20 protein-coding genes are annotated in these 23,717 nt (G+C 63.1%); 16 read left to right on the top strand and 4 right to left on the bottom strand.

What is annotated here, in order from left to right:
* Positions 1-74 precede the first annotated feature (74 nt).
* The 10 genes from NR164_RS16100 (at position 75) to NR164_RS16055 (ending at position 13,097) form a co-directional block, all read left to right on the top strand.
* Positions 75-1,448, top strand: a complete 1,374-nt coding sequence (locus tag NR164_RS16100; protein WP_046383245.1) for an MFS transporter — start codon at positions 75-77, stop codon at positions 1,446-1,448.
* 97 nt (positions 1,449-1,545) lie between these two features.
* Positions 1,546-2,886 carry a lysine N(6)-hydroxylase/L-ornithine N(5)-oxygenase family protein gene (locus tag NR164_RS16095; protein ID WP_126586751.1) on the top strand — a complete coding sequence of 447 codons (1,341 nt, stop codon included), beginning with the start codon at positions 1,546-1,548 and terminating at the stop codon, positions 2,884-2,886.
* A gap of 16 nt (positions 2,887-2,902) precedes the next feature.
* On the top strand, positions 2,903-3,256 hold the full coding sequence (locus tag NR164_RS16090) for a cupin domain-containing protein (RefSeq protein WP_046383247.1): 354 nt from the start codon (positions 2,903-2,905) through the stop codon (positions 3,254-3,256).
* Positions 3,253-4,377 (top strand): FAD-binding oxidoreductase, encoded by a 1,125-nt coding sequence (locus tag NR164_RS16085; protein WP_256822964.1) that lies wholly within the window; start codon positions 3,253-3,255, stop codon positions 4,375-4,377. The genes NR164_RS16090 and NR164_RS16085 overlap by 4 nt, the downstream gene beginning before the upstream one ends.
* A 4-nt stretch (positions 4,378-4,381) precedes the next feature.
* The gene (locus tag NR164_RS16080; RefSeq protein WP_256822963.1) at positions 4,382-6,004 is read left to right on the top strand and encodes a methionine--tRNA ligase; all 1,623 of its coding nucleotides are present in this window, start codon (positions 4,382-4,384) and stop codon (positions 6,002-6,004) included.
* Positions 5,997-7,121, top strand: coding sequence for an FAD-binding oxidoreductase (locus tag NR164_RS16075; protein ID WP_256822962.1), 1,125 nt, complete (start codon positions 5,997-5,999; stop codon positions 7,119-7,121). Before NR164_RS16080 ends, NR164_RS16075 begins: the two co-directional genes overlap by 8 nt.
* 188 nt (positions 7,122-7,309) lie before the next feature.
* Positions 7,310-8,650 (top strand): ABC transporter substrate-binding protein, encoded by a 1,341-nt coding sequence (locus NR164_RS16070; protein WP_256822961.1) that lies wholly within the window; start codon positions 7,310-7,312, stop codon positions 8,648-8,650.
* A 318-nt stretch (positions 8,651-8,968) separates the two neighbouring features.
* Positions 8,969-9,910: a transcriptional regulator FeaR gene (feaR, locus tag NR164_RS16065; protein WP_256822960.1), complete on the top strand. Its 942-nt coding sequence runs from the start codon at positions 8,969-8,971 to the stop codon at positions 9,908-9,910.
* Between the two features lie 130 nt (positions 9,911-10,040).
* Positions 10,041-12,155, top strand: coding sequence for a PQQ-dependent dehydrogenase, methanol/ethanol family (locus NR164_RS16060; RefSeq protein WP_108523987.1), 2,115 nt, complete (start codon positions 10,041-10,043; stop codon positions 12,153-12,155).
* Positions 12,156-12,242: 87 nt separating this feature from the next.
* A complete protein-coding gene (locus NR164_RS16055) occupies positions 12,243-13,097 on the top strand; it encodes a transporter (protein ID WP_108523988.1) in 855 nt (284 codons plus the stop codon).
* Between the two features lie 44 nt (positions 13,098-13,141).
* Here NR164_RS16055 and NR164_RS16050 read toward each other — a convergent pair whose 3' ends face one another.
* Positions 13,142-14,629: an aldehyde dehydrogenase family protein gene (locus NR164_RS16050; RefSeq protein ID WP_108523989.1), complete on the bottom strand. Its 1,488-nt coding sequence runs from the start codon at positions 14,627-14,629 to the stop codon at positions 13,142-13,144.
* Positions 14,630-14,901: 272 nt separating this feature from the next.
* Between NR164_RS16050 and NR164_RS16045 the strand changes: the two genes are divergently transcribed.
* The gene (locus tag NR164_RS16045) at positions 14,902-16,071 is read left to right on the top strand and encodes a p-hydroxyphenylacetate 3-hydroxylase oxygenase component (RefSeq protein ID WP_108523990.1); all 1,170 of its coding nucleotides are present in this window, start codon (positions 14,902-14,904) and stop codon (positions 16,069-16,071) included.
* 65 nt (positions 16,072-16,136) lie between these two features.
* Positions 16,137-17,081, top strand: a complete 945-nt coding sequence (locus NR164_RS16040) for a p-hydroxyphenylacetate 3-hydroxylase reductase component (RefSeq protein WP_108523991.1) — start codon at positions 16,137-16,139, stop codon at positions 17,079-17,081.
* Positions 17,082-17,125: 44 nt separating this feature from the next.
* Here NR164_RS16040 and NR164_RS16035 read toward each other — a convergent pair whose 3' ends face one another.
* Complete coding sequence (locus tag NR164_RS16035) at positions 17,126-18,454, bottom strand: alginate export family protein (RefSeq protein ID WP_256822959.1); 1,329 nt, start codon at positions 18,452-18,454, stop codon at positions 17,126-17,128.
* Between the two features lie 216 nt (positions 18,455-18,670).
* Between NR164_RS16035 and NR164_RS16030 the strand changes: the two genes are divergently transcribed.
* From NR164_RS16030 to feaR (NR164_RS16020), 3 genes are all read left to right on the top strand, one after another.
* Positions 18,671-20,170, top strand: coding sequence for an APC family permease (locus tag NR164_RS16030; RefSeq protein ID WP_256822958.1), 1,500 nt, complete (start codon positions 18,671-18,673; stop codon positions 20,168-20,170).
* Entirely contained in the window at positions 20,151-20,723 is a 573-nt protein-coding gene (locus tag NR164_RS16025; protein WP_108523994.1) for a DUF3156 family protein, read from the top strand. Before NR164_RS16030 ends, NR164_RS16025 begins: the two co-directional genes overlap by 20 nt.
* 118 nt (positions 20,724-20,841) lie before the next feature.
* Positions 20,842-21,804 (top strand): transcriptional regulator FeaR, encoded by a 963-nt coding sequence (gene feaR, locus NR164_RS16020; RefSeq protein ID WP_256822957.1) that lies wholly within the window; start codon positions 20,842-20,844, stop codon positions 21,802-21,804.
* Positions 21,805-21,860: 56 nt separating this feature from the next.
* On the opposite strand, the gene NR164_RS16015 is transcribed toward feaR (NR164_RS16020), so the two are convergent.
* On the bottom strand, positions 21,861-22,226 hold the full coding sequence (locus NR164_RS16015) for a cupin domain-containing protein (RefSeq protein ID WP_108523995.1): 366 nt from the start codon (positions 22,224-22,226) through the stop codon (positions 21,861-21,863).
* A gap of 24 nt (positions 22,227-22,250) precedes the next feature.
* Entirely contained in the window at positions 22,251-23,549 is a 1,299-nt protein-coding gene (locus tag NR164_RS16010) for an FAD-binding oxidoreductase (protein WP_256822956.1), read from the bottom strand.
* Between NR164_RS16010 and NR164_RS16005 the strand changes: the two genes are divergently transcribed.
* Entirely contained in the window at positions 23,548-23,685 is a 138-nt protein-coding gene (locus NR164_RS16005) for a hypothetical protein (protein WP_158276035.1), read from the top strand. The two genes, NR164_RS16010 and NR164_RS16005, sit on opposite strands and share 2 nt — an antisense overlap.
* Positions 23,686-23,717 lie beyond the last annotated feature (32 nt).

Raw genomic sequence — 23,717 nt, 5'->3', positions numbered from 1 at the left:
TCGACACAGCTCGAAGCGTTTATCCCAGAAAGCTGCATATAGTCGAGCCGCCCCCTTAAAGGACGCTCGCGGTCATGACCTCCAACACCCGCTACCAACGACAAGTACTGATTGCGACGAGTCTGAGCTATGTGGTCGTTATCCTCGACACTTCGATTGTCAACGTGGCAGTGGAATCGATTTCCCGCACCTTTGGCTCGGGTATCACCGGGCTGCAGTGGGTGATCAACGCATATACCCTGACCTTCGCCAGCCTGCTGCTGACGGGCGGCCTGCTGGGCGATCGTTTCGGCGCGAAGAAAATCTACGCCGTCGGCCTCGGCCTGTTTGCCCTGGCCTCGGCGTTGTGCGGCCTGGCCACCGACCTGCCGGAGTTGGTCGGTGCGCGGGTCCTGCAGGGGCTGGGCGCCGCGTTGCTGGTGCCGTGTTCTTTGATGTTGATCAACAGCGCTTACCCGCAGACCCACCAGCGCGCCGGCGCCATTGGCGTGTGGGCCGGGTGCGGCGGCATCGCCATGGCGGCCGGACCGCTGGTGGGCGGCGTACTGATCGAGCTGTTCGGCTGGCGCAGCATCTTCTTGATCAACGTGCCGATCGCCCTGGTGGGCGTGTGGCTGACCTCGCGCATCCCGTCTTCGGCACCGTTGGCGCCAAACCGGCACTTGGACGTCACCGGGCAAGTCGCCGCGATTATCGCGCTGGCGACCTCGGTGGCGGTGCTGATTGAAGGGGCGAAGCTGGGGTGGAACTCCGAATGGGTGTACGCCTGCGTGTTCGTGGCCTGTATCGCCTGGTGCGTGTTCTTTGTGACCGAAAGCCGCCACAAGGACCCGATGCTGCCGCTGCAGTATTTCCGCAACCCGGTGTTCTCGGGGGCGACGCTGCTGTCGCTGGCGTCGGCCCTGGTGTTCTATGGCCTGTTTTTCCTGCTCAGCGTGTACTTCCAGAGCGAGCGTGGCTGGTCGCCGCTGGACACCGGGCTGGCTTTCCTGCCACTGACCGCCATGGTCACCCTGGGCAGCTTCACCTGCGGCCGGCTGACCCGTGCGTATGGCGCGCGCGCCGTGCTGTGTGCGGGGTTCGGCCTGTACACCGTGGGGTTTATCGGCCTGTTCGCCCTGGCCAGTGACGCACCGTACTGGCGTATCGCAGTGTGCTACCCGGCCGTGGGGTTCGGTGCCGGGATCATCACCCCGGCCGCCACCTCCGTGCTGATGAGTGTGGTCGACCGCGCCAAGGCCGGGGTGGCGGCGGGCACACTCAATGCCAGCCGCCAAAGCGGCTCCGCCTTCGGTGTGGCGATCTTCGGCGCCTTGCTCACCTCGATTCAGCCCCTGGGCGATGCCATCGACGTCGCCGTCAGCGTCGCCATCGGTTTGTCGTTGCTCGCCATGCTGATGGCCGCCCTGGTGTTGAAAGCGCCGGCGGCGCAACCCGTGGAAAGTTGATGGGCCTGCACCTGTAAAGGCGATTGCCCGGCACGTTTTCGTGACATTCGCGAGGCGTCGCTGCACCTGAAAAACATCATCAATAGGGATAATGATCATGAATCTGCGTTCTGCACCTGCAGTTGTCGATATGGCGGGGATCGGCATCGGTCCGGCCAACCTTAGCCTGGCGGCGCTGGCCCAGCCCAAACCGAGCATTAGCGCAGCGTTCTTCGAGCGCAGCAGCGAATTTCAATGGCATGCGGGGATGATGGTGCCCGAGGCCAAACTGCAGGTGCATTACCTCAAGGACCTGGTCAGCCTGGTGGACCCGTCCAACCCGCTGTCATTCCTCGCTTACCTGGCGCAGAAAAAACAGCTGCTCAGTTTTATCAACGCGCATTTCGAGCAGGTGCTGCGCCGCGAGTTCAACCAGTACTACCGCTGGGCGTGCAGCCAGCTGCCGAATCTGCATTTCAACAGCGAAGTGCGTTCGGTGACGTTCGATAACGGCCTGTTCCTGCTCCAGGGCGATACCTGGGCGCAACCGGCGCGCCACCTGGTGTTGGGCACCGGGCAGCAACCGTCGATCCCGGCGTGTGCGCAGGCGCATCTGGGCGATACGCTGTTTCACTCCTCGCAGTACATGACCCGCAAGCGCAGCTTCAAAGACCAGCGCGTGGTGGTGATCGGTGGCGGCCAGACCGGGGCCGAAATCATCCAGCACCTGCTGTCCGACACCGCCGCCTTGCCCGCCAGCGTGACCTGGGTCTCGCGGCGCTGGAATTTTTCGCCGCTGGATGAGTCGCCGTTTACCAACGAGCTCTACACCCCGCAGTACAGCGACCACTTTTTCGCTCAGCCCGAGGCCGTGCGCCGGCCATTGCTGGTCGAGCAGAAACTGGCGAGCGACGGCATTTCCCAAGCGTTGTTGCAGTCGATTTATCGCCGCCTGTACGAGCTCAAGCACGTCTTGCAGCACCCCTGTCACATTCGCCTGCTGCCCGGGCGCGAGTTGACCGCGATTCAGCAGCGCCCCCATCACTGGAGCCTGTCGATGGCGCACGGGCACAGCCAGGTGCAGGAGGAACTGAGTGCCGACACCGCGGTGCTGTGTACAGGCTATGCCTACCAGATGCCGGCGTGCCTGGCGGCGCTCGAATCACGGATTACCCGATGCAACGGCGAGTATGTCTTCAACGATGACTATTCCGTCGCCTGGGATGGGCCGCAGGGCTCGGCCATCTATGTGCAAAACGCCGCGCGCAGCCAGAAAGGCATCGCCGACCCGAACCTGGGCCTGATCCCCTGGCGTTGCGCGAACATCATCAACAGCGTCAGCGGGCAAGCCCTGTACGACTTGGATGAGCCCGAGGCGTTCGTCCAATGGGGCGCCAACGAAGTATTCGACGAGGTCGGCGATGCGCGTTTCGATCGCCTGACCGCTCTCGCCAACTAGACCCAGGAGCCCGGTCATGGAACCCATCACACTTGCCCCCAACGGCAATGCCCCGGTGATTCGAGAAACCGAGGAGCCCGTGGCGCCGGAAGGCGTGCGCCTGTACCTGCACCACTTTGCCGGCAAACTGGCCAATGCGCCGATCCAGTCATCGCGTTTCACTCTCGAGCCACACAGCGCGACGGACGAAGACAAGCACGCCGTGAACGAAATCTGGTTTATCAGCGGCGGGGAACTGGACGTCTTCTACGACGGCACCTGGCACGCGGTCAGAAATGGCGAAAGCCTGTATTTCGCGCCCTGGCGGCCGCATTTCGCGCGCAACAACGGCACGACCCAGGTCCAGGTGTTTTCGGTGTGGTGGGCATGAGCATGGAGCAGCACTTCGACCTGGTGATTGTCGGCGGCGGCATTATCGGTGCCTGGGCGTTGCATCATGCGACGCAACGCTATCCCCACTGGCAGATTCTGCTGATCGACCGCTACCGCATCGGCGACGGGGCCACCGCCCATTCGGCGGGTGTGCTGCTGGCCACCGGCCGCTCGCCGCGCGAACGGCGCCTGGCCGGGGAGAGCGCCGAGCTGTATCGGGCCCTGCGTGATCGCCTGGGCATCCGCACCACCCAGGCGCCGGTGTACTGGCTGGCCGAACGCAGCTTTAGCGCAGACATCGAGCAGGCCCTGGTCGATGCGCCGGTTCAGCCCGCCGACTTGTGCGTGGCGGACCTGGGCCCACGCCTGGGCGCCTCACTCAAGGTTGGCGCGAACGAAAGCCTGTTGCGTGGTGGCACCGCCGAAAGTTATGAGCCACCGCTGGTGGCGCGGTTGCTGATCGGCCACAGCCTGGCCAGTGCCCATGTGCGCTGCATCGAAGGCGTGGGCGTGCAGCAGATCGATGCGCTGGGCAGCGGCACGCGCATCACCCTGGCCGACGGCGCCACGCTGCGCGCCCGCCGCACCCTGGTTGCCACGGGGCCGTGGGTCAGCGAGCCGCCGTTCGACGCGCTTGCCGCGCGCCATGGGCTGCGGGTGAAGAAGGTGGTGGCCCTGCATATCGACGGCGTACCGCCGAGCAACGCCGCGGCGCTGTTCCTGCCGCAATCCGACGCTTACCTGATGCCATTGGCGGCGCGTAACCAGTGGTTGTTCAGCTTCCGGTGCGATGAATGGGACGTTGCGCCGCGCAAACATGCACTGGAAATCAACCGCCACGATGTACAGGTGGCCACCCGCACGCTGGCGCACTACCTGCCCGAGCTGGTGGCCCGCTGTCGCGGCGGCCGGGTGTTCTGCGACAGCTACAGCCCCGGCGGAGAGTCGCAGGTGAGCTTCGACGCCGGGCAGAACCTGGTGTTTGCCGGCGCCGGCAGCGGCGCCGGTTTCCGCCTGGCACCGGGCATTGCCCGCGAAGCCGTGGACCTGCTCGTCGCCCAGTGGCCCGATGCGCCCGCTACCGCCAAACCCACCCTTTCTACTGTTTCGATGGATTGAAAAGATGACCGCTATCGCCGCGCAAACCTTCTTCCTGATGCCCATCCCGCCGACTCCGAACGGCAGGCTGCACCTGGGGCATATCGCCGGGCCGTACTTGCGCATGGACATGCTGGGGCGCTACCTGCGCAGCCAGGGCCATCGTGTCGACGTGGTCTCGGCGGTCGACGGCTTCGACTCCTATGTGCTGTGGAAGGCCCTGCAAGAGCAGCGCACGCCCGAAGCCGTGGTGCGCGACTATCACGGGCAAATCGCCCATGACCTGCGTGCGCTGGATGTCGAGGTGGATGACTTCCTCGACCTGGTGCAAGGCCCCTATGCGCAGCAGCATGCGCGCAATGCCCAGCGCACGGTGGAGCGCCTGGTGGCGCTCGGGGTGACGCAAAGCGTGGTCGAACGCGTGCTGTATTGCCCGGACACCCGGCGCTACATGGCGGGGGCCTGGCTGCTGGGGCAATGCCCGTATTGCCGGGCGGGGGCGGGCGGCTATTTTTGCGAAGCCTGCGGCGCGCTGTTTCGCCCGGAAGCCATGCTTGACCCGCAACCGCGCATGGGCGACAGCCCCCTGCACTGGGTTGAGGTCGAAAGCCTGTTTCTGACCGTCGCCCACCCCGAGCAGTTGCTGCAGCGCATGGCGACCTCCGGTGCGCCGGCGTCGATCGTCGAGGTGATTGCACGCTTCCTAGAACGGGAAAACGGCCGGGTGCGGCTGACCGCGCCGGGCGAATGGGGCGTTGCCTGGAGCCCGGACCGCTTCGGCAACCCGCGCGTGCTGTTCGAATCGGGCTGGGAGTATGCGCTGACCTGCGCCGACCGATCCCAGGAACAGGCGCCCGAGCACGGCCATGCCATGCTGCGCAGCAGCGAGGTGACGACGCTGGTCAGTTTTGGCATCGACAACGCGGTGCTGCTGTTGGCCGGCAGTGTCGCGGTGATGGATGCGTTGCAGGATCACCGCTCATTCGATTACGTGTTGACCAATTACTTCTACAACCTGCAAGGCGCGAAGTTTTCCACCAGCCGCCTGCATGTGGTGTGGGCCGCCGATATCGTCGAAAAGACCCCGGCGACCAGCGACGCGGTGCGTTACTTCCTGAGCCGCGAAAGCCCCGAACAGGGCGAAACCAACTTCGCCGTGGAGGAGTTTGTCGAGGTGGTCAATGTGGACCTGGCCGGTGCGCTCGACGGCCGCATCGACCTGGCGCTGGCCGCCCTCGATCACACGCGGCCGCAGTCCATCGACCCGGCGTTGTGGCCGGCCCTGGAACTGGCCGTTACGCGGTTGGGGCAGGCCTTCCGGTTGGACGCGGTGTCGGTGCGCGAAGCCTGGGACGTGCTGCATCAATGGATGCAACGCCCCGACCTGGACGTCACGCAGCCCGCCCACGCCTACCTGTGGCTCAAGGGCCTGGCGTACCTGGCCGCGCCGATCATGCCGCGCCTGGCCGAGTACCTGTGGCAGTGCCTGGGGCATGACGGCTTGCCGCTGATCCAGGCGCTGCACGCTGCCTCGCAGCCACGTCCGCAGACCTCGGCGCGCCCGCGCTTTGCGCCGCTGTCGCCGGCCGCATTGGCGCCGTGCCTGCCGGCCAGCGTGGTGCTTGCCGGGGCCACCAGCGATGCATGAATACGCCGACGTTATCGTGATCGGCGCCGGCACCACCGGTACCGCCGCAGCCTGGCACCTGGCGCGGGCCGGGGCGTCGGTCAGGCTGCTCGATAAAGGCGCGATTGCCAGCGGTTCGTCGGGCGCATCGCCGGGGATCGTGCGGGCTTATTATGCCGACCCCGCTCTCAGCTACCTGGCGACGCAAGGTGTGCGGGCCTATCGCGAGTGGCCGCAGCACTATCCCGGCGCATGCGGCTACCAGCGCACGGGGTTCCTGACCGGTATTGCCGGGCACGCGCAAGCGACCACCCAGGCCAATGTCGCGCGTCTGCGGGCAGCGGGCGCGCCGCTTGAATGGCTCTGCCCCGAGCAGATACGGGAACGGGTGCCGGACCTGTACACCGATGGCCTGGCGGGCGCGGTCTACGAACCGGACGCCGGTTATTGCGACCCGCGTCTTACCGCGCGCAGCTTTGCCGCCGGTGCGAGCGCCCTGGGCGCGGTGATCGAAGAGGGCCGGGCGGCGCGGCGGATTGTGCGCCAGGCCGGCCGCGTCGTCGGCGTGCAGACCGACTGCGGGTTTATCGCCAGCAGCCATGTGATCAACGCCGCCGGGCCATGGGCCGCCGCACTGGCCGCCGAGTGCGGCGCGCCGCTGCCGATCCATGCCACACGGCAATGCGTGGGCATTCTCGAGGTCTGCGGCGCGGATAAGCCGATGCCGGGCTACTGCGACCGCGACGTCGGTTTCTACCTGCGCCCGGATCGCCCCGGCAGCTACGTGATCGGCGCGCTGGGCGGCGCCGAAGGGGCGCCCATCGACCCGGATGCCTTCGACGGCACCTTCAGCGACACTCAGGTGTTGGCCTACCGTGACCGCGCTGCGCAACGCGTGCAACGTCTACTGGGCGCACAGCCGATCGGGCGCCGCGTGTCGTTCTTCGACGACACGCCGGACGGTAATCCGCTGCTCGGCCCGGACCCGCGCGTGCCGGGGTTGATGGTCGCGGCAGGGTTGAGCGGGCATGGTTTCAAGTTCGCGCCGTTGTTCGGGCAGGCGATCGCGCAGTGGGTGTTGACGGGGGAGATGTCGGCGGCGATGGCGCCGTTTGCGCTGCAGCGGTTTATCGGCTGACGGGACGTGCCCAGGTTGTTGGTGGAGCAACAGCAGTTCAATAAACTGTGCGATCGCGCAGGCTTAGGTTCTGCGTAAGATGCTGAATTTAAAGGCTTATGGGTTTGGCATGAATTGTGTTGTCAGTCGATAGGCACTGACCCGACAACGGGAGGGATAACCCCCACTTTTCAAAAGAAACCACACCCATGCACAACACCTTGCAACGCACGTTTATTGCCGGCCTGCTGGCAATCGGCACCTTGGGCGGGCTGCTGCCGGCCGCGGCCCAGGCGGCCAATGATCAACAGTTCATCCCGCTGGCGACCTACCGGGTCGGCGCCTACGCCTCCAGCGGCATCCCGTGGTGGGCGGGGGAGATCGACTACTTCCGCTATATCAATGAGGTCGAAGGCGGCGTGAACGGGGTCAAACTGGTCTGGCAAGAGTGCGAGACCGAGTGGAAGACCGACCGTATCATCGAATGCTACGAACGCTACAAGGCCGGCCTCGACGGCGCGCCGACCGGCTTCTTCTTCACCCACAGCACGCCGGCGTCCTATGCGCTGATGGACCGCGCCGCCGTCGACCATATCCCGCTGATCGACGGTGCCGGCGGGCGTACCGAATCGACCGATGGCCGCGTGTTCCCTTACGCCTTCCCGCTGTTGCTCAACTACTACGGCCAGGCGTCGGTGGGGATCAACTACATCGCCCAGCGCGAAGGCGGCCTGGACAAACTCAAGGGCAAGAAGATCGTCACGGTCTACCACGACTCCGCCTATGGCCGCGAAACCCAGATGGCGATGCAATTGCTCGCGCAAAAGTACGGTTTCGAGAATATCCAGATCCCGGTGGCGGACCCCGGCAACGAGCAGTCGACCCAATGGCGGCAGGTCCGTCAGATCAACCCGGACTGGGTGTTCCTGCGCACCTGGGGCGTGTCCACCCCGGTCGGCATCAAGACCGCCGTGCGTTTTGGCATCCCGGTGGACCGCCTGATCGGAGACGTGTGGGCCGGCTCCGAAGCCGATGTGATCCCCGCGGGCACCGCCGCCAAAGGCTACCAGGCGCTGGCGCCGTTCCCCGGTGGCGACAGCTTCGAGATCCACCGCAAACTCAAGCAGTTCATCCTGGACCCGGGCAAGAGCAACCTCAAAGACCCGAGTTACTTCGGCAAGGTCTACTACAACATCGGCCTGATCAACGCGGCCATTGCAGTCGAAGCCTTGCGCACCGGCCAGGCCAAGTTCGGCAATCGTGGGCTGAACGGTGAGGAAACGCGCTGGGCGTTCGAGCATTTGGACATCGACGCCGCTCGCATCAAGGCGTTGGGTCTCGAAGGCTTGCTCGCGCCGTTGAAACTGTCCTGCGCCGACCACGAAGGCGGCGGTTCAGCCCGGGTGCAGCAGTGGGACGGGCAAAAATGGGTGCTGGTGACCGACTGGGTCCAGGCCGACCGCGCCACCTTGCGCCCGTTGATCGAGGCCAAGTCTGCCGCGTATGCCCAGGAGAAGGGCATCGCGGCGCGTGACTGCGCGGCCGAGTAGCGCCTGGTCAGGCGACGGTGGCCGCGCAAGCCGGTTGAAATCACGGTCACGGTATTGAGCGGGGTATCGTCCGTCGCCGTTTCGGCAAACGCGGGTGCGCCCGCAAGCAGCAGAGAACCGGTCAACAGCGACAGGGGGAACGTTTTGATGGGGGGCGGCTCGGGCATGTCAGCAATCATCCATTAGGCCTGGCACTGGCCCTAGGTATGCGTGCAGTTTCGCAAGCGTTTCGAGAAAAACTGGGGGGCGAGTCGCTTGCGCCTGAGCAAGATAGATAATATGTTAACGGTATAACTAAAAATAATCGGTGGAGGGGGGATGCCTGCCTTATTTCACGCTGGCGCTGAGTTCGCCAACTGGAACCGCGACTTGCGTGCGGTGTGCGGTAACTTCAGCACGACGATGTCCGATCAGCACCGTCTGTTTATCGGCAGCGTCCACGGCCAGGATGTCTGTGGCCTCGAAGTGGCGCATATCCGCACCAACGCAGGGTTGATCAGCCGCCACCGCACTCACGGCGATGGCGCCGACGATCGACACTGCTTTCTGATCCTCCAGAGCAGCGGCCATCAGCGCATTCGCCAAAAACACCGGGTGCTCGAACTGGGGCCTGAAGACATCGCCCTGGTGGACTCGGCGCAGGCCTTCGAGATCGAACCTCAAGGCTTGGTGCAAAACATCTCGATTCATTTGTCACGCCAGGAAGTCAGCCTGCAACTGAGCCAGCAAGCGCTGTTTGGCAAGCTGGCGCGCAACAGTGTGGCCACTCATATGATTCGCACCTTGGTGCGCTCGCTGGCTGACGTGGAGGTGAGTGAGGGCTATGGCGGCCAAAGCGATGGCCCGGCCTTGGAGCAAGCGCTGATCGGCTTGGCCGCCGCCGGTCTGGACGAGCGTGCCGAGGGCCAGCCCGGTTTCGCCTGCGTGGGCCATGATGATATCTACGGGTTGGCCACGCGGCTGGTCGAAGCCTCGTTGCAAGAGACTGAACTGGGCCCTGAATATTTGGCCCGACGCTTGAACGTCTCGGTGCGCCAGCTCTATCGGCTGTTTGAGCAGCGTCACGAGAGTATTGCGCGCTACATCCAGCAACGTCGCTTGGAGCGGGTAGCCCAGGACCTGCGCGCCCAAGACCTGCGGCATGAGTCGATTACGCAAATCGCCTTCAAATGGGGGTTTGTCGACGCCGCGCATTTCAGCCGGGCCTTCAAGCGCCATTTCCAGTACGCCCCTCGGGACTTTCGCCAACACGCCTCCTAAGTGCAGCCCTGGCAGGGAATGCCAAGCGGTTTGGCAGACTCAGTCAAGTCGCAGGGCGTGGCAGGCACTCTAATAAGGTGGCCTGGGCTGGGGTTGATACCGAGCCGCTTATTGCTGGAGAAAAATAAAAATGAAAACACGGAGCTTGCTGATAGGCAGCCCTTTACTGATGGCCGCGTTGTGCTCGGTGGTGTTGGCCGGTCCGGCTCAGGTCGATGGTCGGCGCATCATCGCCGCTGACCAGGAGCCGGGCAACTGGATGAGCCACGGCCGCACCTACGACGAGCAGCGCTACAGCCCGTTGGACAGCGTCAATGCGAGCAACGTCGGCCAGTTGGGCATGGCCTGGACGACGAAACTGGATATCGACAGCGGCACCGAAGCCACGCCGCTGGTGGTCGATGGGGTGATGTACACCACCGGGGCCTTCAGCATTGTCTATGCGATCAATGCCGCTACCGGCGAGTTGCTCTGGAAATACGACCCGAAGGTGCCGCCCGAAAACCTCAGCCAAGGCTGCTGCGGGCCGGTAAACCGGGGCGTGGCGGTCTGGCAGGGCAAGGTCTACGTGGGCAGTTTTGACGGACGCTTGATTGCCCTCGATGCGGCCAGTGGTCAGCCGGTCTGGAGCGTCGACACGATCATCGATCGTACCAAGAGCTATTCGATCACGGGCGCCCCGCGCGTCGTCAAAGGCAAGGTGCTGATCGGCAACGGCGGCGCTGAATTCGGCGTGCGCGGTTACGTGACGGCTTACGATGCCGAGACCGGCAAACAGGTGTGGCGTTTCTATACCGTGCCAGGCGACCCGAAACTGCCGCCGGAAAATGCGGCGATGGCCAAGGCGATGAAAACCTGGGACGGCGACGGCTGGGTCAAATGGGGTGGCGGCGGCACCGTCTGGGACTCCATGGCCTACGACCCGCAACTGGATCTCCTGTATGTGGGCACGGGCAACGGCTCGCCCTGGAACTATCAGTTCCGCACCAATGGCAAGGGCGACAACCTCTACGTGTCGTCGATCCTGGCGCTGCGGCCAGACACCGGTGAATACGTCTGGCATTACCAGATCACGCCGCAAGACCAGTGGGATTTCACCGCGACCCAACACATGATCCTCGCCGACATCAAGGTGGACGGCAAGGTGCGCAAGGTGATCATGCAGGCGCCGAAGAATGGCTTCTTCTACGTCCTCGACCGCACCAACGGCCAGTTGCTCTCGGCGAAGAATTTCGTGCCGGTGAACTGGGCCAGCGGCATCGACATGAAAACCGGCCGCCCGATCCTGACCGGCGCGGCCGACTATTCCAAGGAGCCGAAAGTGGTGCAGCCGAGCTTTCTCGGCGGGCACAACTGGCACCCCATGTCCTTCAGCCCGAAGACCGGCTACGTCTATATTCCGGCCCAGTACACCTTGGCCGAGTTGAAGGCGGCCAAGGCGCCGATGTTCCTGGCGAACAAGTCGGTGGTGAACTTCGGGCTGGATGTGCCGGACTTGCCTGAAGACCCGAAAATCCTCAATAAAATCCGTGACGCCTGGAGTGGTGAGCTGATCGCCTGGGACCCGGTCCAACAGAAAGCGGCCTGGAAACAGCCATACATCAGCGCCGGCAACGGCGGCACGCTGGCCACGGCGGGCAATCTGGTGTTCCAGGGCACCGCCGACGGGCGCGTGGTCGCCTATCGCGCCGACACCGGCGAGCAGCTATGGGAGCATCGGGCCAACTCCGGGGTCATGGCCGGGCCCGTCACCTACACCGTCAATGGCGAGCAATACGTGGCGTTCTCAGTGGGTTGGGGCGGGATCATTCCGCTGCTGACCGGGCCGTTGACCAACAAGGGCAAGGTGCGCGCCGAGTCGCGGGTGATTGCCTTCAAGCTCGGCGCCCACGGCGAACTGCCGCCGCCCAAAGTCGCGCCAGTGCTACCGACCACCCACCAGACACTCACGGCAACCCCTGAGCAACTGGTACAGGCGCGCGGTCTGTTCAATGGCCTGTGCGCCGGTTGTCACGGCCTCAATGCCATCAGCGGCGGCGTGGTGCCGGACCTGCGCTACCTGAGTGACGACAAACACGCGGCGTTCCCGGCCTTTGTCAGCGGAGCGCTGATCACCAAGGGCATGCCGAATTTCTCCGACATTCTCCAGCGCGACGACATGGAATTGATCCGTCAATACCTGGTCAAGCGCAACCAGGATCTGCAGGCCGACCTCAAGGCCGCCGGGCACGTCGACACCCCCTGACTCCCTACCGTTTCACCCATGCATGACGACGCCCCACGGCGTCGTCATGGCGAAGCTCTGCCTCCAATAAAAATAACGGGACACGCCATGAAAACACTTAGCACTCTGACCCTCAGCGCACTCTTCGCCGGCCTGGCCCCTTTGGCCCAGGCCGATGTAAAACCTGATCCGGGCGACTACACCGCGCTGCCCAAAGGCACCGATGTGGTGGTGTTGTACCAGCAGAACCCACGCGGGGATAAGGTGTACTCGGGCGGCAAGAAAGTCGCCGACAACCTCGACCTCGACATGACCGTCGGGGTGTTGCGTCTGATCCACTTCACCGAGTTCTTCAACACCGGGCTGACCTGGGACCCGCAAATCGTCATCCCCTTCGGCTACCAGAAGACCGGCGCCACCGACAGCAAGAACTCGGGTCTGGGTGATATCACCTTCGGTGGGACGGTGTGGACCATCGCTGACCTGGCCAAAAACGAACACCTGGGCTGGTCGGTGTTTGTCACCGCGCCGACCGGCAGCGAGAAGAACCAAGGCTTTGCCTTGAGCAGCAATCGCTGGGCGCTGGACTTTCAGGTCGGTTACATCAAGGGCCTTACCGATAAAATCACCTGGGACGTGATCGCCGAAACCGAGTTTTACGACGAACAGCGCTCCACCGATGCCAAAAAAGACCCGTTGCTGCAACTGCACAACCACCTGCGCTACAACTTCACCCCCGACACTTACGCCGCGATCTCTTATCGTCACAACTGGGGCGCGCGCGAGACACTCGACCATGAAACCCTGGCCACCAGCCGCAGCAATGGCACGCTCGGTTTTACCGTTGCGACCATGCTGGGCAAACAGGTGCAGGTCATGGGGCAGTTGATGCATGACACGTCGGTGCGTGAGGGCGTGAAGATTGATAATTCGCTGCAGTTTCGCCTGGCGTACTTCTACTGAATCAACGGCTGTCCGGCATGGACACGGTCCATGCCGGCGCTGGATCAATAGCGAATCATCACCGATTTGAGTTCGGTGTAATCCTCGATAAACGCTGACCCGAATTCCCGACCGATGCCCGATGATTTAACCCCGCCAAACGGCACCGCCGGGTCGAGCAGCGTGTGCATGTTCACCCACACCGTGCCGGCGTGGATGGCGGGCACCATTCGCAGGGCTTTGCTCAGGTCGTTGGTCCAGAGGCTGGCGCTGAGGCCATACGGTGTGTTGTTCATCAGCTCCAGCAGCTCGTCTTCGCTGTCATAGGGCAAGAACGTGGCGATCGGGCCGAAGGTTTCCTCGTTGAGCAAGCTGTCGTTGATGCTGTTGGCGAGGATCACTGTGGGTTCGACATAACACCCAGGGCGATCGATGCACCGGCCGCCGTGGATAATCGTGTTGTTTTCGGCACGCGCCTTGGCAAAAAAACCTTCGAGCTTCAATTGGTGCTGGCGGTGGGTGACCGGGCCGAATTCGGTGCGCTCATCCAGCGGCGAACCGATGTTCAGTTTGCCCAGACGCTCGGCCAGGCGGCTCATGATCGGCTCGATCTGCGAGCGATGGGCGAAAAAACGTTCAGCGGCGGCGCAGATCTGCCCCGAGTGCAGGAAGCCCGCTTCGATGATGCCGTTGACCGCCTTGTCGAGGTCCACATCACGCAGGAACCCCGCCGAGTTTTTCCCGCCCAGTTCCAGGGTCGCGCGGGTCAGCCCGGCGCCCGTGGCCGCGCGGCCTACGGCGATGCCGGTCGGCACCGAGCCGGTGAACGAGACCTTATCGGTGCCGGGATGCTCGATCAGCGCCTGACCCACCGGGCCGCCGCCGGTCAACACGTTCAGGACGCCGGCGGGCAGGCCTGCGTCGACCGCCAGCTCGGCGACCCGCAGGATCGTCAGCGGGGTGAACTCACTGGGCTTGATGATGATGCTGCAGCCGGTGACCAGCGCCGAGGCGAGTTTCCAGATGGCGATCATGGTCGAGAAATTCCACGGCACGATGCCCACCACCACGCCCACCGGTTCGCGCAGGGTGAACGCGGTGTAGCGTTCGCCGGCGAAGGAGGGCAGGGACGGCGTGATGGTCTGGCCGCTGATCTTGGTCGCCCAGCCGGCGTAGTAGCGCAGAAAGTGCGCGGCCTGGTCCACTTCGAAAGCGCGGGAAATCTGGATGATCTTGCCCGATTGGCACGTCTCGATCTGAGCCAGTTCCTCGCGGTGTTGTTCCAGCAGGTCGGCGAGTTTGAGCAGCACGTTGCCGCGCACTGCCGGGGCGACCTGGGACCAGTGCTGGAAGCCACGGCGGGCGGATTCCACCGCCGCATCGACGTCGGCCGCGTTTGCATCGGCGACGTGGGCAATCACGTGGTCGGTGGCGGGGTTGATCACTTCGAGGGTCTGGCCGGACTGACTCTGCACGTAACCGCCGTGGATAAACAGGGCATGGCTTCGACGCAAAAACGCTTCGACTTGGGGCAACAGGGTGATGTCGGTCATGGGGTTTTCCTGGTGGTGAACAAGAGAAAACCCTGAGGTTAAGCAAGGGCTGTCACGGCGGCTTGACTGTGACTGCCCGGCGCCATGTCTGTGTCTGCCAACGCCGCGTCTATTGCGGCTGACGGGCAGGATCAATACCCATGGAAAGTACAATTTTGCATCTGGAAGGTACATTTTCGCAGCGTGCCGCTCACCCCATACTGGGCCTGCAGCCGGTGCCGCTCCTCAATAATGGACGGCAGCCGGACATCCAATAATAAGCAGGGCCGTCCATGAAAAAGCCAAACCCGCTCCTCGAAGACCTCAAGTCCATTCTGCCGACCATTGCCGCCAATGCGTTCCAGGCGGAGCAAGACCGCAAGGTCCCCGACGAAAACATTGCGCTGCTCAAAAGCATCGGCCTGCACCGTGCTTTTCAGCCCAGGAAGTTCGGCGGCATGGAACTCTCCCTCCCGCAATTTGCCGATTGCATCGCCGTGCTCGCCGGCGCCTGCGCCAGCACGGCCTGGGCGATGAGCCTGCTGTGCACCCACAGTCATCAATTGGCGATGTTTTGCGCCCAGTTGCAGCAGGAAGTCTGGGGCGATAATCCCGACGCCACCGCCAGCAGCAGTATCGCGCCGTTTGGCCGAACCGAAGAGGTTCACGGTGGCGTGTTGTTCAGTGGCGAGATGGGCTGGAGCAGCGGCTGTGATCATGCCGAGTGGGCGATTGTCGGCTTCCGGCGCAAGAACGCCGAAGGCACCCAGGACTATTGCTTCGCGGTGCTGCCGCGCAGCGACTATGAGATTCGCGATGACTGGTTTGCCGCCGGCATGAAAGGCAGCGGCACCAAGACCTTGATCATCGATAACGTGCTTGTGCCGGAACACCGCATCCAGAAAGCCAAGGACATGATGGAAGGCAAGTCCGCAGGCTTCGGTCTGTACCCGGACAGCAAGATTTTCTACTCGCCGTACCGTCCGTACTTCGCCAGTGGGTTTTCCACCGTAAGCCTGGGGGTCGCCGAGCGCATGCTCGACGTCTTCCGCGAGAAGACCAAAACCCGCGTGCGGGCCTACACCGGGGCGGCCGTGGGCGCGGCGACGCCGGCGTTGATGCGCCTGGCCGAGTCGACGCACCAGGTGGCCGCCGCCCGGGCCTTTCTCGAGAAGACCTGGCAGGAGCATGCCGAGCACAGCGAGCAGCATCGCTATCCGACCCGCGAAACCCTGGCGTTCTGGCGCACCAACCAGGCCTATGCGACCAAGATGTGCATCCAGGCCGTCGACCGTCTGTTCGAAGCTGCCGGTGGTAATGCCTGGTTCGAGCACAACGAACTGCAGCGCCTGTTCCGTGACTCGCACATGACCGGCGCCCACGCGTACACCGATTACGACGTCTGCGCGCAGATCCTTGGCCGCGAGTTGATGGGCCTCGAACCCGATCCCAGCATGATCTGAGTCGCTCGCCCCACGCCCCATAACAATAATCAGGACTGCTTGTGCAAGCAGTCCGGGAGTCTTGCATGTCCGATAACAGCCCAACCCCCTTCGACCCACGCGCCTTCCGCCGCGCCCTGGGTAATTTTGCCACCGGCGTCACCGTGGTGACCGCCGCCGACGCCAGCGGGCGCAAGGTCGGCGTGACGGCCAACAGTTTCAACTCGGTGTCCCTGGACCCACCGCTGGTGCTGTGGAGCATCGACAAACGTTCCAACAGCCACGAGGTGTTCGAGCAGGCCAGCCACTTTGCGGTCAACGTGCTGGCCGCCGACCAGATCGACCTATCGAATAATTTCGCGCGACCCAAGGAAGACCGCTTCGCCGAAATCGAGTTTGAACCGGGCGAGGGCGGATCACCGGTATTCGCCGACTGCTCGGCGCGTTTTCACTGCGAAAAATACCAGCAAGTCGACGGTGGCGATCACTGGATCATGATCGGCAAGGTGGTAGCGTTCGACGATTTCGGCCGCTCGCCGTTGCTGTATCACCAGGGCGCCTATTCGATGGTCCTGCCACACTCACGCATGACCCGGCGCGACGACAGCCAGCCGCCCAGCAGTCATTTTCAAGGGCGTCTCAGCCACAACCTGTATTACCTGATGACCCAGGCCGTGCGGGCTTATCAATCCGGCTACCAGCCTCGGCAATTGTCCACGGGCTTGCGCACCAGTGAAGCGCGCATGCTGATGGTGCTGGAAAGTGATGCTGGCCTGAGCACGCCTGAATTGCTGCGTGAGGTTGCAATGCCGGTGCGCGAGATCGACGAAGCCGTGGCCAACCTCAAGCGCAAGGCGCTGGTCAGTGACCATGACGGCCGTGTGCGCCTGACCGCCGCTGGCCTCGAACAGGCTGAAGACCTCTGGTCGATTGCCCAGGAGCAGCAGGATAAGGTGTTCAGTGCATTCAGCGCGGAGCAGATCGACACCTTCAAAACCGTGTTGAAGCAACTGATTAGCCACGCCGGCTAGCCCCGAAAAGGCTCAGGAGCGGCGCAAGGCGGCTCCTGATTCGATCAAAACGGCACCGCCACTGTCAGTTGGCTGTACACGTTGGTGCCATTCCCTCCTACTTGGTTGCCATCGTTGTGCTGGTCCCGCTCGGGTTTGTACAGGCCCAGTAGCGGGGTGACGATCAGGTGCTCGTTCACCGCCCATTCGGCGTACAGGTCAAGCTCGCGGCCGTTCAGGTTTGGCATGCCGTGCGTGCTGACGGTCTGGTAATCGAAGAACAAGGCGCCAAGGGTCACGGCTTGGGCCGGCTTGACCTTGAGCGCGACATGTCGGATCACCGTGTTGGTATTGAATGGCCCCGCGTAATTGCCGGCGACTTCGCCCTGCACCCAGGTGCCGAAGCCGCGATTGAAGCCCGAGAACATCGCGTCCCAGTTTTTCGAATAGCGTGTGTAGCGATAGGTCAGGTCCGGCGACCACGGCAGGCTGGCGAAGGTGTAGCCGGCCTCGCTGTACCAGGCGTTTTGCGCACCGATGTGCGTGTCCTGCCAGGCATATTCGGCGGCGAAGTGCGCGTTTTCGATGCCGGCATTCCCGGCGCCGCGCAGGCTATAGAGGTTCATGCCGGCCCGTTGTTTTTGCAGGTCATTGGCGTAGCGCTCGTCGACGCTGATGCCGTGGATATAGGTCAACCCCAGGGTGCCCGGGGCGGCGCTGTATTCCAGGGTGCCGGCGGCCATTTCGGTGTTGGCCTGGGCGCGATTGTCCGACTGTATCCACATCAGGCTGCCATGCACGCCCTCCTTGCCGCCCAGGCGCAGCAGCGCGGTTTGATCGAAGGCATGGCGGGCCGCGAGGTAGTAGGCGCCGCCCCGATTGAATTCGCCGTCTGCCACGCCCTTGCCGAGGTTGGTGCCGTCATCGTTGATGATGAAACCATCCCCGAGCATGATCACCTGGCGCCCGAAGGACAGGTCCATGCCGTCCGTGCCCAACACCGGGAATAGTTCGCCAGAACGCCAGCCGGCGAAGGCTTCGTCAAATTTGCTGGTGCGTTCGCTGCCCGTGGTCACGCCGGAGGCATCGCCATCGCCCCAGGTGCCGGAACTGACCTGGTTGGCCGTGCCGTAGACGCTGCCCAGGCCGCCCAAGCGCTGGTCCAGGCTGACGCCATACTTGATGAAACCTTCGCGCCAGGTGGAACCGCCCGGGGTGCCGTCGTAGTTCTTGCGACTGTTGAACATCCCGTAGACGGCCAGGAAGTTGCCGCTTAGTCGCGTGTCGTCGTCTGCATACAGCTCGAAGGCCTGGACCGACGATTCGCCGATCAACAGCGCAAGGCCCATGCCGACGGCCTGGTACAGTCGGCGCGTGTTGTGTGTGTGCTCCATGGTCAGTGTCCCCAACTGGATGAGTGGAGGCGCATTAAGGCGAGCGGGGCCGGACGGCGTCTTTCATCTGCGTGCCAGGCAATTGACCCAGGCCGCCAGCCGGCCGGCGGTGGCAGGGAGCAACAAAACCCAAGGCAGCCAGGGGCAAGACGCTCAATCGAGGCAGGGCGCACAGTGGCTCAACGTCTAAAAATCCGCTGCTTGAGGGGCTGCACCATGTTGATCAACGACCGGCTTAGCGCACATTTGAAACAGGGCACGGTGGGCTTTCCCACGGCGCTCGCCAGCACCATTGGCCTGATCATGGCCAGCCCGGTGATCCTCACCGCGACGATGGGCTTCGGCATCGGCGGCAGTGCCTTTGCGGTGGCCATGCTGATCGCGGTGGTGATGATGCTCGCCCAGGCGACCACCTTTGCCGAGGCGGCCGCGATCCTGCCCACCACCGGCTCGGTCTACGACTACATCAATTGCGGCATGGGCCGGTTCTTCGCCATCACCGGCACCTTGTCGGCCTACCTGATCGTGCATGTCTTTGCCGGTACGGCGGAAACCATCCTCTCCGGGGTCATGGCGCTGGTGAACTTCGAACACCTCAATACCCTGGCGGAGTCGGCAGGCGGTTCGTGGTTGCTGGGGGTGGGTTTCGTAATTGTGTTCGGCATCCTCAATGCTTTTGGCGTCAGCGCATTCGGCAAGGCCGAGATCATCCTCACCTTCGGCATGTGGACCACCTTGACGGTGTTCGGCGTACTGGGGCTGATCGCGGCACCAGCGGTGCAACTGGAGGGCTGGTTCGGCGCATCACTGGTGGGCACCGACCTGATCACCATCCTGTCGCTGGTGGGCATGGCCATGTTCATGTTCGTCGGTTGCGAATTCGTCACGCCGTTGGCACCGGACTTGCGCAACTCGGCCAAGGTCATGCCCAAGGCCATGATGCTGGGGCTGCTCGGCGTCGCCAGTTGCATGTTCATCTACGGCGCGGCGATGAAGCGTCAGGTGGAAAACGTGCTGCTCGATGCCGGCGGTGGCGTACACCTGCTGGATACACCGATGGCGATTCCGAAATTCGCCGAACAGGTGATGGGCAGCATCGGCCCGCTGTGGCTGGGGATCGGCTTCCTGTTTGCCGGAGCCGCGACCATCAACACCTTGATGGCGGGGGTGCCGCGCATCCTCTACGGGATGGCGGTCGATGGCGCGTTGCCCAAGGTCTTCACCTACCTGCACCCGCGTTTCAAGACCCCGCTGCTGTGCATCCTGGTGGCGATGCTGATTCCGTGCCTGCACGCGCTGTACCTGGGTGGCAACACCGACAACATCATGCACCTGGTGCTGGCGGCGGTGTGTGCCTGGAGTTTCGCCTACCTGTTGGTGACAATCTCGGTGGTGAGCCTGCGCATCCGCCGCCCGGACCTGCCGCGCGCCTATCGTTCGCCATGGTTTCCGTTGCCGCAGATCCTGTCCAGTATCGGCATCCTGCTGGGCATCTGGTTTATCACGCCGCCGGGGATGAACCCGGCGGACATCTACATTCCGTTTGGCGTGATGCTGGCCGGCACGGCGGCGTATGCGTTGTTCTGGACTTTGGTGGTGCAGAAGGTCAATCCGTTCAAGCCGGCGTCAGTGGAAGCGGTGTTGGCCAACGAATTCGCCCATGCACCGAGCCAGCCTCACACCGAGTATCAGCGCCATGCTGCGAAGCCTGTTTGAGCTGTTCAGTGCCCGGCGCACCCCGGCTGGTTATCGCCCTGGAGTGACCCTGGAACACCTGCGCCGTAACCTTGACCTGGTGCAGTTTCAGTGCACCGCTCCGACCACGGCCGAGGCGGTCCTGCTCGATGGTCGCTTGCGCGTGGAGATAGTCGAACGCGCCGAGTCGCAGTTGCTGATGCACCTGGTGATGACTGAGTTCGTGCTGCGTCTGCCTGCTTCGCGAGAGGGCACCGCAAGTTTTGAACTGCACCACACCGGAGCCATTTGGCGCACCGGTATTCGTTGCCGGCAACGCAGCGGCGACCCGGCGCTGCTGGCGTTGTTGCAGCCCCATGGGGAGTTGCTCCAAGCGTTGATGCCGCTGGATTTCAAGCGTCTGCGCATCGATCTGCAGGCCCGCCAGTGGTGTGTGCGCCTGGAGCATATGGGCGGTAGCGAGGTGATTAACCGCATGCCCGCGTTTCGCCGCTATATCCCGCTGAGCCCCGATCAACGCAGCGGGTTGCTGGTGACCTTGCTCCATTTCCAGCGCCTGCTGGCGGCACTCTGATCACGGGTTTTGGCACCATTAGTGCAATCGCTTTGGTTGAGACGGATGTGTTGCGGGTACTTAGATAACATATTAACTATTGCCCGACAACAACAAAAAAACCAAGGTGGACACAACCATGAGCATGCAAGCGGTTGGACAAGATGGGCTCGACAGTTGGACCCGCGATCTGCGCTCGATCTGTGGGCACTTCCACACAGAACTGGCGTTCAATCGCTCGCTGTTTATCGGTGACATCTCGACCTGTTCCCGTGGCGGGCTGCCCCTGGCCAACCTGCGCACCAACGCCGGCCTGATCAAGCGCCCCAACGCCCGCACCGACCACGATGACGACCAGCAGTGTTTCCTGGTCAGCCAACGCAGTGGCTACAGCCAGATTGCCCAGGACGGTCAGGCCATTCGGCTGGGCCCCGGCGAACTGTTGCTGATGGACTCGGTAGGTTCCATCGAGATCACCCCGTTCGGGTTGATCGAGCACGCCTCCCTGTGTCTGTCTCGTCATGAAGTGTGCAAACAACTCGGCACCCGGCCACGTACCTTCGGCAAAATTTCTTCAAGCAAAGCCTGCGGACGCATGCTGCATGTGTTGATGGATCAATTGTGCACGGATGCTCTGGATGGCGACGCGGCGGTGGCGGAGGGCCTGGCGTTGCAGTCGGCGTTGGTCTCGCTGCTCGGCTCGGCCTTTGCGCAGCAGGAGGAGGCGACCGACGACTGCGCGGCGCTGCCGGGCGTCAATCTGCGCAGTTATGTGCAAAAAGTCATTGATGAGTCGCTCAGCCAGCCGGGATTGAGCCCGCTGGGCCTGGCCAATCGCCTGAATATCTCGGTGCGGCATTTGTACCGGCTGTTTGAAGCGCAGGACGACAGTGTATGCCGCTACATCCAGCGGGCGAGGCTCAAGCGCAGTGCCGATGACCTCGCCAATCCGCTCCTGCGCGGCGAGTCGATCACCGCGATTGCCTACAAGTGGGGCTTCACCGATTCAGCGCACTTCAGCCGCTCGTTCAAGAAGCAGTTCGAGGTCTCGCCCAAGGAGTTTCGCTCCAGCCACGTGCAGCAGGTGGCGCAGGGGGTGTGAGCGTTCAACGAAGATGAAGCGAAGAAGCTGCCGGCGAGCGCCGGCAGCCGAGGTCATTACGCGACGGCGAAGTAGTGTTTGACGAAGCTGGGGCTGACGATTTCCCACAGCACTGCGGTGCCTTTGGTCACGAACCAGCTGTCGCCGGCCTTGAAATGTGTCTGTTGGCCGCTGGTTTCGTCGGTCAGCAGCACTTCGCCGGTGACCACCGTGGCTTGTTCGGTAAACGGGTAGACCATGCGGAACTTGCCCTGGGTGGTACCGAAATAGGCGCTGCTGACCGGGTCCGTCGGCGTGCCGAAGGTCATCTTGCCGAAGGCTTTGCCATCGCCTTCGAGCAACTGCGAGCCGAGGTCGGTCACGGTGCCCCAGGCGTCGAGTTCCGAGAGCTGGATGTCGTGTTTGAGGGGGGTGAGGGTCATGGCAGGTACTCCTGATGGGAAAAATTAGCGGCGACCGTTCCAATAGCCCGACAGTTGGTGCCAGGACTTGCCGGCGGTCAGCAACAGCGGGCGGATCGCGTCTTTGCCGAGGATGGTCGGGCGGCGGATCGAACTGAGCAGGTCGTAGCGCGCCGAACCTTCGCTCATGCCTTCGGCCAGCACCTTGCAAATGATGTGGCTGGGGGGCACGCCGAAGCCGGAATAACCTTGCACATAGAAAGCGTTGCTACGGCCGGGCAGGGTGCCGACCTGGGGGAATAGGTTCGGGCTGCACGCCATCGGGCCGCCCCAGGCCAGGTCGATCTTCACGTCCTTGAGGTACGGGAAAATCTTCAGCATCAGGTGGCGGTTCCAGGCTTTCAGGTCGCGGGGGATATGCTCCACCAGCGGTGTGGCAGCGCCGAACAGCAGGCGGTTTTCGTTGGTGACACGGTAGTAGTCGATCACCGGGCGTATATCGCTGTAGGCCCCGCGAATCGGGCTGATCCGCTGGATCAACTGTTCCGGCAACGGCTCGGTCATCATCTGGAACGCATAGGTATTGATGGTCGATCGGTGCAGCTCGGGCTCCAGTTTGTTGAGGAAGCTGTCACAGGCCCACAGCAGCTTGCTGGCCCTGACCGAGCCGCGCCCGGTACGCACGCTGATGCGTTCGCCATAGCTGACTTCCAGGGCCGGGCTATTCTCGAAAATCCGCACGCCGTGCCCCGCCAGGGCCTTGGCTTCGCCGAGCAGCAGGTTCAGTGAGTGAACGTGACCGCCGCCCATGTGCAGCAAGGCGCTGCTGTAGGCATTGGAACCAATGATTTGCTTGACGTCCGAGCCGCCGAGAAAACGAATTTCGTGGGCAGTACCGATCGACTGGAAGTCTTTTTCCCAGGCCTGCAGGGTCTTGGCCTGACGCGCGTTGAAGCCCATGTAGCCATAGCCGTGGCAGAAGTCGGCATCGATATCGTACTTGGCGATGCGGTCCTTGATGATGCCGGCCCCCAGGTCGCTGATCTCGAAGATCCGGCGCAGTCCGTCCTCGCCCACTTCCTTTTTGATCTTTTCCAGGTCGTGGCCGATCCCGGCCATGATCTGCCCGCCGTTGCGTCCGGTGCCGCCAAAACCCAGGTAGCGCGCTTCCAGCACGACGATGTTGGTGATGCCTTTTTCCGCCAGTTCAAGGGCTGTGTTGATGCCGGAAAAGCCGCCGCCGATGATCACCACGTCGGCGTCTATGTCCTGTTCGAGGCACGGGAAACTGAGGTTGTATTTCTTGGTGGCCGTGTAATAGGTGGGTGTTTCGATAGTGATCATGGCGCAGCCTGAAAGTGACGATGTGATGGTGTTTATTAAGGGCCATGGCGTCGCACTTGTCTTGATTCTGTGTGCCGCCGCTTTGATCCTGCGCGCCAGCGACCTGGCCGCTGCCGCAAGTTATAGCGCGCAGTGAAGAGGACAGTGGTAGAGTTTCGTTAAAATATT

The organism is Pseudomonas sp. Pse79 (assembly GCF_024519615.1).
Lineage (GTDB): Bacteria > Pseudomonadota > Gammaproteobacteria > Pseudomonadales > Pseudomonadaceae > Aquipseudomonas > Aquipseudomonas veronii.
This window is presented reverse-complemented; position numbering and strand designations above follow the sequence as displayed.